The organism is Nonomuraea sp. NPDC049725 (assembly GCF_040674795.1).
GTDB classification, from domain to species: domain Bacteria; phylum Actinomycetota; class Actinomycetes; order Streptosporangiales; family Streptosporangiaceae; genus Nonomuraea; species Nonomuraea ceibae.
In genome coordinates this window covers 1-10,855 of sequence record NZ_JBFANJ010000040.1, presented here as the reverse complement: position 1 = coordinate 10,855, position 10,855 = coordinate 1, and the positions used below count along the sequence as shown (strand labels likewise).

At 71.0% G+C, this 10,855-nt stretch carries 10 protein-coding genes; 4 read left to right on the top strand and 6 right to left on the bottom strand.

Translation table 11 applies throughout. The features are described from left to right. Positions 1 to 359: 359 nt before the first annotated feature. The 6 genes from AB0J53_RS45090 to AB0J53_RS45065 all read right to left on the bottom strand — a co-directional run bounded on the left by AB0J53_RS45090 (position 360) and on the right by AB0J53_RS45065 (position 7,034). Positions 360 to 1,214 (bottom strand): alpha/beta hydrolase, encoded by an 855-nt coding sequence (locus AB0J53_RS45090; protein ID WP_364184543.1) that lies wholly within the window; start codon positions 1,212 to 1,214, stop codon positions 360 to 362. A 374-nt stretch (positions 1,215 to 1,588) separates the two neighbouring features. Beyond that, positions 1,589 to 2,305 (bottom strand): GNAT family N-acetyltransferase, encoded by a 717-nt coding sequence (locus tag AB0J53_RS45085; RefSeq protein ID WP_364184540.1) that lies wholly within the window; start codon positions 2,303 to 2,305, stop codon positions 1,589 to 1,591. A 253-nt stretch (positions 2,306 to 2,558) separates the two neighbouring features. Then, positions 2,559 to 4,688 carry a peptidase domain-containing ABC transporter gene (locus AB0J53_RS45080; RefSeq protein ID WP_364184536.1) on the bottom strand — a complete coding sequence of 710 codons (2,130 nt, stop codon included), beginning with the start codon at positions 4,686 to 4,688 and terminating at the stop codon, positions 2,559 to 2,561. Between the two features lie 118 nt (positions 4,689 to 4,806). Then, on the bottom strand, positions 4,807 to 5,805 hold the full coding sequence (locus AB0J53_RS45075) for a TIGR04500 family putative peptide maturation system protein (protein WP_364184534.1): 999 nt from the start codon (positions 5,803 to 5,805) through the stop codon (positions 4,807 to 4,809). Beyond that, positions 5,802 to 6,791, bottom strand: a complete 990-nt coding sequence (locus tag AB0J53_RS45070; RefSeq protein WP_364184531.1) for an MvdC/MvdD family ATP grasp protein — start codon at positions 6,789 to 6,791, stop codon at positions 5,802 to 5,804. The genes AB0J53_RS45075 and AB0J53_RS45070 overlap by 4 nt, the downstream gene beginning before the upstream one ends. Before the next feature lie 84 nt (positions 6,792 to 6,875). After that, positions 6,876 to 7,034, bottom strand: coding sequence for a hypothetical protein (locus AB0J53_RS45065; protein ID WP_219507160.1), 159 nt, complete (start codon positions 7,032 to 7,034; stop codon positions 6,876 to 6,878). A gap of 173 nt (positions 7,035 to 7,207) precedes the next feature. Between AB0J53_RS45065 and AB0J53_RS45060 the strand changes: the two genes are divergently transcribed. The 4 genes from AB0J53_RS45060 (at position 7,208) to AB0J53_RS45045 (ending at position 10,526) form a co-directional block, all read left to right on the top strand. After that, positions 7,208 to 8,362: a sensor histidine kinase gene (locus AB0J53_RS45060; protein WP_364184527.1), complete on the top strand. Its 1,155-nt coding sequence runs from the start codon at positions 7,208 to 7,210 to the stop codon at positions 8,360 to 8,362. Beyond that, on the top strand, positions 8,359 to 9,015 hold the full coding sequence (locus AB0J53_RS45055; protein WP_364184525.1) for a response regulator transcription factor: 657 nt from the start codon (positions 8,359 to 8,361) through the stop codon (positions 9,013 to 9,015). Before AB0J53_RS45060 ends, AB0J53_RS45055 begins: the two co-directional genes overlap by 4 nt. Positions 9,016 to 9,211: 196 nt before the next feature. Then, on the top strand, positions 9,212 to 9,838 hold the full coding sequence (locus AB0J53_RS45050) for a hypothetical protein (protein ID WP_364184522.1): 627 nt from the start codon (positions 9,212 to 9,214) through the stop codon (positions 9,836 to 9,838). 13 nt (positions 9,839 to 9,851) lie between these two features. Beyond that, positions 9,852 to 10,526: a hypothetical protein gene (locus tag AB0J53_RS45045; RefSeq protein ID WP_364184519.1), complete on the top strand. Its 675-nt coding sequence runs from the start codon at positions 9,852 to 9,854 to the stop codon at positions 10,524 to 10,526. Positions 10,527 to 10,855 lie beyond the last annotated feature (329 nt).

The window sequence follows — 10,855 nt, the reverse complement described above, 5'->3', positions numbered from 1 at the left end:
AGCCCGGCGATGTCACCGACCGAATCCACCAGCGGCGCGGGCGGCGGCAACGGCGGCTCGGCCGCCTGGCCGGAACCGCCGACCACTCCCCCGCCGCCACGACCGCCCGCATCGGCAAGCGTCGCGCCCGCCCCGGGACGCCACACCGCGGTGGGCACGAGCACGTCGTCGCGGCTCATACGACTCCTTCGAGATCGAGGCGCTCCGAGGGGGCCTCTACGGTGTCCTGACTCAAGAGAAATGATGCCGGGTGTAGCATGCCTGCCCAGAATGCGGGCGCTGGGCTGTGGCCACCACAACCGCACGCCCGGGCTCCCGTCAGGGCCGTGACGAGCCTGATCGTGCCACATTGATCCTGATCAGCGTCCGTCGTTGTTCGGTCGTGGTGGGCTCGTGAAGAACCTGTGCAGTTCCCTGGCCACCAGGGGCGGATTCCCGCCTCTGTTCCTGTTGCCCGAGCCGCCGTGGTTGAGCTTGGCGAACTCGACGCGTTCCGCGTCGGGCAGCAGGCGTTTCAGCTCGTTGAGCGCGCTCTTCAGATAGGCCGGGCTCTTGCCGCCGCCCATGAGCAGGACGTTGGCTTTGATTCCGGCGAAGCGCCGCCACTGGTCTGTCGTCTCGATGATGAGCTGGGCGTCGTAGTGAAAGGTCGGGACGAGTCGCAGCATGTCGCCGAGCATGAGCCGGACGATGGGCTTGAGCAGCCATCCGGGCGGGGCGTGCCGGAACAGCTGAGTCTCCTTCGTCGCGATGACCAGCGCTTCGGCGTGGTCGCCCGCCTCGATCTCCCGGTCGAAGCGGGGTAGCCAATCGGTGGCCAGCGACCCGTTGATCGACAGCGGCGGCTCGTAGACGGCCACCTTGCGTACCGTCGGCAGGTCGAGCGCCGCCTGCAGGCAGATGATGGCGCCCGAGCTCAGGCCGAACAGCGCCTTGGCGCCCGTCGCGGCGAGCAGCGCTTCGAGGTCCTCGACCTCCCTGCGCAGGCCGTAGTCGGCCCCATGGGGGCCGCTCAGCCCGCGGCCGCGCCGGTCGGGCAGGTAGACGGTGAACTCGCCGGCCAGTTCCTCGGCCAGCTGCACGTGGCTCCCCGCCGACTCCATGCCGCCGTGAACGAGGACGATCGGCGGGCCGCTGCCGAGCCGCTGGTAACCGATGGTGGTTCCGTCTGAGGAGGAGACGGAGCCCGTGGTGCCTGACGTGTTGACATCCATCGCGGTCATCCCTTCGGACGTGCCTCGACCGGCCCCCAGGGTTGCCACTCTAATGCGATATAACGCGATGTGGGCGAACGCTCACTCTGCCCCAGCCGCCAGCGACATGCGCACGTCGCGACCCTCGCTCATCGAGCCCGAGAGGGACGGGGCGCCTCGGAGAAGCCCCGTGCCGCATCAGTTTGCCTGGGCCCAGTGAGAGTTCTCATTCTTCTGCCAGTAGCTGATCCTCATCAGGTGGCCAGTAAGCACAATGGAGCTTCATGGGAGTCGATCCTGGCATCGGGGGCGGAGGAACGTACGGCCAAGCGCGAGGCGAACGACCATGGTCCTCCAGCGTTGCCGCGCTCATGCGCCTGCGCGCTGCCAGAGGGTTACTCGTAGCGTGCGCGTCGGGCGATGGGGGTGAATCCCAGTCCGCTGAACAGTGCGGCCGAAGCGGGGTTGTTGACGTTGATGTCGAGGAGGACATGCGTGTCTCCGGATGCGCGGAGCTTCTCCAGCGCGGCCAGCGCGAGCATCCGGCCGATCCCCTGACCGCGCCGTGCGGGAAGCGTGCCGATCTGGATCAGGAAACCTTGAGCGCAGGCCACGAAGCCGAGAAGATCTCCATCGTGCCGGCGTGCCACCAGCGAGCAGTGGGGGCGGAAGTCGTCGTCGACGGTCCAGTCGATCCATTGCTGCTGTGACCAGCCGGGAAATCCGGGCCGGTCGGCGAAAGACCGCTGGTACGCCTGAAAGAAGAGATGGCGCGTGTCTTCCTCCCAGGGCTGGACGGTGATACCGGCGGGGATCGCGGTCGGTGGAAGAGCATGCAGGTCGAGGCGCATCACGTCTTCGGCGAAGCTCTGGCGCAGGCCACGCGAGACGAACAGGGCATCGGCGTCAGGTGTAAGTGACTCCGTCTCCACGCTGACGCGCTCTCCTCGGCCCCGGGCCAACTCGAGCAGCCGATCCAGCAGTTCCGCCCCCAATCCTCTACCGCGGTGTTCTGGATCGACCCATCCGGTGATGACAGGGTCCTGGCGCACCAGACGCACGCATCCAGCAGCCAGCAACCGGTCCTCACCGAACACGCCGACGCTGATCATGTCCAGGCCATGGCGTCGCCCCAGAAGATCGCCCCAAGCCTCCTGCTCTCCTCCATCACGCGCCGTGCATCGGCCCGCAAGATCAGCTATCTGAGTGAGATGCTCCGGCGAGAGTGCCGACCACGTCATGTTCACATTGGCTCCAGATCGGTAAACAGCATCGCGGTCACGGTGGTGCCTAATCTGGGCCCGTACGGGGGGCCGCGTCTACGGCGCCGTCGAGGGCTGAGACTCCGCCGGAACAGGCGCTGGTTCAATGGCCCGGACCACGTGACATATCGGCCTGGGTCGCGACGAGTTCGGCGTACTTCCCGGGCACGCTGATCAGTTGGTCGTGGGTGCCGCGCTGGACGATTCGGCCCGCGTCGAGGACCAGGATGAGGTCAGCGTCCCTGACCGTGCTGAGCCGGTGAGCGATGACGATCCTGGTCTGCGGCAGCCGAGCCAGGCGGGCTTCGATGGCGGCCTCGGCGGCGCTGTCGAGGTTGCTGGTGGCCTCGTCGAGGAGAAGCACCCTGGGCCGGGACAGTACGGCGCGGGCCAGCGCCAGTCGTTGCCGCTGGCCGCCGGACAGGCCGCCGCCCTCGGTCAGCATGGTGTCGTACTTCATGGGCATGGACATGACGTCGTCGTGCAGCGCGGCCAGCTCTGCCGCCGCGACGATGCGCTCCAGTGGGGCGTCGGGGTCGTTGAGCGCGATGTTCTCGCGGATGGTGCCGTTGAACAGGGACGGGTCCTGGGTGACGACGCCGAACTGCCGGCGCAGGCTGCGCGGGTCGAGTTCGCTCGCGGGTACGCCGTCGTAGCGGATCTCGCCCTCCACCGGGGTGTGCAGCGCCAGCAGTACCCGGGCCAGCGTGCTCTTGCCCGAACCCGACGCGCCGACCAGCGCGACCTTCTGGCCGGGGCTGATCGACACCGATATGCCTCGGAGGGACCACGGGCCGTGCCGGTCGTGCCGGAAGCCGATGTCGCGCAGCTCGATACGGCCGCGCAGCCGCAACACCTCGATGCCCTCGCCGGGCTCCGGGGTGGAGATGAGGATGTCGGAGAGCCGGTCGAAGTGGGCGCCGGCGAGCTGGAGACTCTGCAGTGAGGTCATCAGCGAGCCGAGCGGGGTCAGCGCGGCCAGGGCGATGGCGTTGAGCGCGACCAGCGCGCCGACGGACAGTTCACCGTCGAGCACCCGCCAGGCGCCGATCCACAACAGCCCGAGCGGTGTGACCAAGCGGATCGCCGACACGACGGCGTCCAGGAAGCCGTGGGTGAGGCCGGCCCGTACGTCCGCGTCGAGCTGCTGGGCGAAGTGACCCGACCACTGCTCGACAGCCCTGCGCTCCGCGCCCGACGCTTTGAGCGTCTCGATGCCGCTGAGCGTCTGGATGAGGGCGCCCTGCGACTTGGCCAGGGCCGCCAGCTCCCGCTGGGTCAGCAGGTGTACGCGCCGGGACATGGCCAGCAGCAGCAGCGACTGGAGCAGCACCACGCCCGTGAGCGCCGCCCCGAAGACCGGGTCGCGGACGAAGATCAGCACCAGATACCCGATGGCGAGTGGCCCGTCGAGGACCGCGGTGATGATCTGGCCGGTGAGCAGTTCGCGCAGGGTCGAGACGCTGGAGGCGCGGGTGACCAGGTCGCCGGTGCCCCGCCGGGTGAAGTACGTGTAGGGCAGGGCTACCAGGTGGCCGACCACCCCCTCGCTCAGCTCGCGGTCGGCACCGGCGCGTACGGTCACCAGCAGCGCCGCCCGCAGGTAGCCGAGCACGAGCTGGGCCGCCCCCGCGATCAGTACCGCCGCGCCGAGCAGCGGCAGCAGGGCGGCGGCGCGCTGCGGCAGTACCGTGTCCAGCAGCAGCTCGGAGAACAGCGGCAGGGCCAGGCCGGCCAACTGCAGCAGCAGCGAGGCCGCGATGACCTGCGCGAGCAGGCCGCGCCGGCGGGCCAGCAGCGTCCGTACGAACTGTCGCCGCCAGGCGTCGGCCGGCGACGGGCCGCGCCGGAATCCCGCGCCCGGTTCGAAGAGGAGCAGGACGCCGGTGAAGCCCGCCGCGAACTCCGCCTGGGTCAGCCGTCGCCGCCCCTGGCCGGGGTCGACGAGGTCGACTCGGCCGGCGGCCCAGCGCTCGACCACCACGAAGTGGTTGGATTCCCAGTGGGCGATGGCCGGGAGCGGCGCGCAGGCGACCTCGCCGGGAGCGAGCCGGAGCGCCTTGGCGGCCAGTCCGTGCTCGCGGGCGCCCGCCACGACGGCGCGGGCGCTGAGGCCGTCCCGGCCGACGCCGAGGCGCTCCGACAGCTCGGTGACCGTCGTCCGGTGGCCGTGATGGCCCAGGACCATGGCCAGGCATGCCGCCCCGCACTCGGTCTGCGTGTTTTGGAGCACCACCCGCAGCCGGCTCACCGGACGCCCGCGATCAGTGCCGCCACCACCCCGCCCGCCGCCGGCACCGCCACCGCGAGCCAGAGCAGTGCGAACGACGGGCCACGGCGATCGGGCGCGGTCACAGCCAGTGCCATTCGACGTCGGCCTTGGCCCGCAGTCCGGCCAGGTACTCCGCAAGGCCCGCGCGACCGGCGGCGGCGAGGGTGCGCGGGTCGGCGGGGTCGGCGGGACGGCGTTCGCGGACGACGCCGAGCAGGTGGCTCCTCCCGTACGGGACCGGCCCGACGACGGTTCCGGCGGGGGCGGTGCGCAGCGGTTCGGGCAGGTCGAGGGCGGGGCCGTCGGCGGTAGTGACGGTGATCCCGTCGCGGCCGGCGAGCGCCCGGGTGAGGGCGGCGACGGGGTCGGGGGCGCTTGCCGGTACGGCGAGGCGGTCCTCCGGGCCTTCCGCCCACAACGCCCAGACCCCCTCGAACTCCGCCGGATTGCGCGCCAGGTAGTCGCGTGCCGTCTGCCGCTCGATGCGGGCGCGGACCCGCTGCTTGACCGCCAGGCCGGTGATGTGGCTGGTGTAGGCCGTCTCGGTCAGGCCCACGCTCTCCAGCCAGCGCGTCAGGTCGGCGCGGGCGTGCAGGCCCTTCCTGATCCGGAAGTCGTCGGACGCGCGCTGGAGCTCCTCCTGGGTGGGCGGTGGCTCCTCGCAGGTCAGGGCGCCCAGGATGCAGTGGTCGATCAGCTCCTCCTGGATCGACGGGTCCCGCTCGGCCCGGACGCGCAGAGTGAGCAGCGCGTTCTGGACGAGCAGCGGGAAGTCGTCCACGGTGACGACCCGGCCGGACGCCCAGTGCGTGGAGTGGTCCACGTTCCAGGGCACGCCGTCCTCGGCGGGGGCGGTCAGCGCCACGCTCCCTCCTTCGGGGTGGGCCAGCACCAGGTCGTAGTCGACCAGAGGGCTGCCCGGCCGCGCGTCGCAGACGAGCTGGGCGCGAGTGGCGGGCCGGGTGTCACGCCACAGGGCGACGGCCCGCCGGGCTCGCGGGATGTCGTCACGGCGGCGGGGCAGGCGCCGCAGCAGGTCGGCGGCTTCGCTCAGGGCGGCGTCGAATGCGCTGGTCATGGCAGTGTTCTCACCTGTACGGGGTCGGCGGCGACGAGCCAGTCGGCGATGGCGGCGGCGATGGGCAGGCCGGTGGCGGTCTCGATCCATCCCCACTGCCCCGCGGGGTTGATCTCCAGGTACACGTACTCCCCCTCGGGGGTGACGATCATGTCGATGCAGCCGTAGTGCAGGCCGAGCGCGGCGGTGAGCCGCAAGCAGCGCTCCTCGACGTCCCGGGGCAGGCGGTGGATCGCGTACGTGGAGAAGGTCTGTTCGTAGTGGCGGTAGTCGATACGGGTCGCCCGTGATCCCTGGGAGTGGATCTCGGCGGCGAACACCCGGTCGCCGACCACGGTGATCCGCAGCTCGATCGCCTTGTCGACGTATCGCTGGAGGATGGCCGGGGACAGGGCCAGCCGGTGCCGGTCGGTGAGGCGGCGGCGGGTGACCGGCGTGGTGTAGTGCGAGTGGTCCTCGCCGTCGATCCGGAACTCGACGAACTCCACCTCCTTGGCGATCAGCTCGCCGCCCGTCTCCTCCCAGAACGGGATCAGTTTCTCGGCGTCGTTGGTGACGAGCGTGTCGGGGGTGGCGAAGCCCAGCCCGGCCGCGACGCCGAGATTGACCAGCTTGTTCTGGGTGCGCAGGATGTCCATGGTCCTGGCCGGCAGCCAGCGGCTCTCGACGGTGTGCTCCCACCCGCGCAGCAGGATGGTCGCGAGCTTCTCGACGTACTTCCGGTGGTTCGCGTCGGTGACCGGCTCGGGGGCCTGCGAGTGGGTGGGATGGCGGTTCCAGATCGCGGTGAACCGCGAGCAGTCGTACGCGCGGCCGTCGATGCGCAGCGTGTGCCGCCATGACCCGCCGGTCAGGCGCGAGCTCATCGTAGTGCGGGCGGGGTAGCCGCCCGGATCCCACCACAGGAACTCGGCACCGCGCTTGACGAGTTCGGGAACGACCATCCTCACCGAATCGTCGTTCTCGTCGCTGAGGATGAGGATCAACGGATTTCCTTGTCGTCGGAGGGCGGCGTGCCCGGTAAGCACGGGCACGCCGCCCTTACCGCACTATGACTTCAGGCGTTGCCGTCACACCTGGATGTCCAGCCTGTCGACGGTCCGGCCCTCATGACTGCTGGCCAGATAGGCGCACGACGGCCCTTGCATGCCTCTGCCTCCGACGATGTCGTCCAGGGCGTCCTCGGGCAGCTCGGCGGCCTTGTCGAGATCGTCCAAGCGAATGCTCATTGTTCACCTCCTACGATGTTTGATCGTTTTCTTCCGATATCACGACGCAACGCTAGAGATCATCCGGTTCCGGGCGCGTCCGCCCGGCGGCGCGATCGCCTACCACCGGAGGCTGACCCGGCTACCTCAACCGGCTGACGCCCATGGCCCGGCCCGGCAGTACCGTTCTGCGTGTGGACCCCCTCGCACGGCTGGCCCAGGTGCCCCGGCGCCCGCCCCGCTCGGACCTGGCGCTCGCCGTACTGCTGGCCGTCTGGGCCGTCGCCGAGGTGCTGCCACCGGGCCCGGACCCGCTCTGGGCCGGGATCGCCTTCGCCCTGGTGACCACGGTTCCGCTGGCGGTACGGCGGCACGTACCGCTGCTCGTTCTCGCTGTCATCGTGGCCGCGCTGTTGCTGCGGGCCGCCACTGCCGACGGCCCGCCCGCCACGGTCGCGCCGTTCCCGGCGATGCTCGTGGCCGCCTTCTCCGCCGCGCTGCACACACGGTCGCTGCCGGTGGCGCTCGGGGCGTGGTGCGGCGCTGTCGGGGGCATGGCCGGCGCGATCGTCCTGCAGTTCTACGACACCCGGCCGGACGCCGGCTCCGCCGTGGTCATGGTCTTCTTCGTCACCGGCGCGTGGATGGCCGGGCGGCTGCTGCGCCGCCGGGAGGTCCAGTTGCGCGACGCGCACGAACGTACCCGTGAGCAGGCTCTGGAGGCGGTCGCCGCCGAGCGGCTGCGGATCGCGCGGGAGCTGCACGACGTGGTCGCGCACTCCCTGTCGATCATCGCGGTGAACGCCGGAGCCGCGCGTGAGCTGGCCGTGGGCGAACCGGAACGGGCACGCGACCACATGGACGCAGTGGCCGACATGGCCCGCGAAGCGCTGACCGAGATGCGCCACCTGCTGGAGGCTCTGCGCGACGACGGCGACGACGCCCTTACGCCGCAGCCCACCCTCGACCGGCTCCCCGAGCTCGTGGAACAGGCGCGCACGGGCGGATTGCCGGTGCGACTGATCGAGCAAGGAGGGCGACGCACGCTGCCTGCCGGGCTGGAGCTGGCCGCCTACCGGATCATCCAGGAGGCGCTCACCAACGTCCGGCGCCATGCCGGTCCGGCCGACACCGAAGTCCGCGTCACGTACGGAATCGGGCAGCTCGACCTGGAGGTCGTCAACGCGGCGCCCGGAACCGGACACGCGCCGCCGGCCTCGGCTCCGCCCGGGCACGGCCTGGTCGGAATGCGGGAACGCGCCCGCCTCTACGGTGGAACACTTGAATCCGGTCCCGCCGCGGACGGCGGCTACGCCGTCCGCCTGCACCTGCCTGTGGAGCCCCCATGATCCGGGTCCTGATCGCCGACGACCACGCGCTGGCGCGCTCCGGACTGTCGGCCATGCTCGGCGTCCAACCCGACATCGAGGTGGCGGGCATGGCCGCGGACGGAGCCGAAGCGGTCACCGAGGCCTCTCGCCTACGGCCCGACGTGGTGCTGATGGACATCCGGATGCCCGTGTTGGACGGCATCGAGGCCACCCGGCGCATCCGCGCCCGAACCGATGCCCCCACGGTGCTGGTGCTCACGACGTTCGATCTCGACCAGTACGTCTACGAGGCGCTGCGGGCGGGCGCCGGCGGCTTCCTGCTGAAGGACGCCCCGCCCGGCCAGCTCGCCGAGGCCGTACGAACGGTCGCCGCCGGGCAGGCGCTGCTCGCGCCGGCGGTGACCCGGCGGCTCATCGAGCGCTTCCTGACGGTGCCGCCCGGAGGCGGGCGAGCCCTGGAACGCCTCACCGACCGTGAGCGGGAGGTGCTGGCCCACGTCGGGCGCGGTCGCTCGAACGCGGAGATCGCCCAAGCGCTGCACCTGTCCGAGGCCACGGTGAAGACGCACCTGTCCCGGGTGCTGACCAAGGCAGGGTTACGTGATCGGGTGGCAGCGGTGGTCTTCGCCTACGAGCAGGGCCTGGTCAAGCCCGGCGAGGCGAGGCGCTGACCGCTGTCCTGCCGCGGACGGTCCGTCCGGCGAGCACCGCGATCTGGGTACGGGCCGCGCTCGTCACAGGTCGGACGCGAAGCGGTACTGGGCGATGGGCGTCAGCCGGTTGAGGTAGCCGCGTCAGCTTCCGGTGGTAGGCGATCGCGCTCCCGGGCGGACGCGCCCGGGAGCGGATGATTTCTAGCGTTGCGCCATGACCTCTCAAGAGACAGCGCGAGGGCGCACCGCAGCGGGCCTGCTGGCTTCCCTCGGCGGGCTGGCCATGGCTGCCACCGGCGTGATGCAGGCGGTACGGCCCACCGACACCGATCCACGAGTGCTCGGCGAGGAACACCTCATCCTCGCCTTGTTCGCGGCCTCTCTTCTCCTTCTCATCCCCGGCCTGTTCGCGCTGGCCCGTCGCGGCGCCCGTGCCGCCCGTATCGCCGCCGGCGTCGTCTCGGCCGGCCACCTGCCGCTGGCGTTCGGCGCCACCGCGTCGAACCTGAACGGCGAAGACTTCGCATGGTTCGCATACGTGGCCGTCCCGGCGAACCTGGCCATGCTCGCCGGCTCCATCACCATGGCGGTGTCGCTGTGGCGAGCCGGAACGGTGCCCCGGCTCGTCTCCGCCGCACTACCGGTGCTGTGGCTGTGCGAGATCATCCTGGCCCAGCTCGGCGGCGGGCTGATCGCCGGCGTGTACTGGCTCGCCGTGGGCGCCCTGCTCACCTCGGGCACCCTGTCGGTGCGGCCGCAGGCTGCCCCCGCCGGACCCGGCGCCCAGAACATTCCGCCCGGACATCGAGACCAGGGCCCCGCGCGGTCCGGGACCGGTTGACGGTTGGCTGCGCATGATGAAGGATCCTGACGCGTTCCGGCGGGTGGCCGCCGCAATCGCCCTGTTCGCCTGGCCGGTGCTGGAGTTCCTGGCCTTCCTCACCTCTCCGCCGGGGGCCGAGCACGATCCGGCCGTCTTCCGTACGAACGCGACGGCGGTCCAGGTCAGCGCCCTGCTCTACATCTGGGCGGCGCTCAGCCTCATCCCGGTCGTCCTGGCCCTGGGACACCTCCTGCGCCGGCGCGCCCCCGTGACGAGCGGGATCGCCACCGCGGCCGGGCTGATCGGCGCCGGACTCGGGCTGACCTTGTTCACCACCGACTTCTACGACCTGGCCCTGGCCCAGACCCTGCCCGACGCCCAGGCCGAAGCGGTCACCCAGCAGGCCAACAGCCTGCCGGGCTTCGTGTACGGGATGCTCCTGCCCGGATTCGCGCTGCACCTCGCCCTCCTCACGCTGCTGGTGAGCCTGGCCAAGGTCAAGTCCGTGCCCTGGTGGGTCCCGGCCGCCGCACTGGCCGGCACCCTCGTGCCGTTCCTGACCATGGACCAGGCGCCCGTCGTCCAGTCCACCGGCGCCCTGCTGCACCTGGCCGCCTACGGCTGGATCGGACGGCGCGTACTGCGCATGACGGACGCCGAATGGCGGAGCGGCGTCCCAGGGGCGCGGCACCTCACCCTCGTGTGACGGCGACCGATCGCGCCCGCCTATCCGCTGATATTTCGCCCCCTGCCCGTTCTTGTGGGCACCCCCCTCACCCGACCTTTCCAGCTCCCCTGGCGCCTGGGGCCGCGCCGTGACCGCGAACATGGCGCTCCTGCAAGCGCCGAGCACCCGGCTGACGGGCGGCGGGTCGCTCCGGACGACCACGGGCCCGGCCGCGGCGACGTGCTCCTGTTCGAGGCGGCGTGCCCGTTCGGCCAGTTCCGCGGTACGTGACCGGCTCGCCCGCGCGCTGGTGCCGAGCGCGTACGCGGCCACGAAAGCGATACCGACCAGGCGGAACGTCTCGCTGT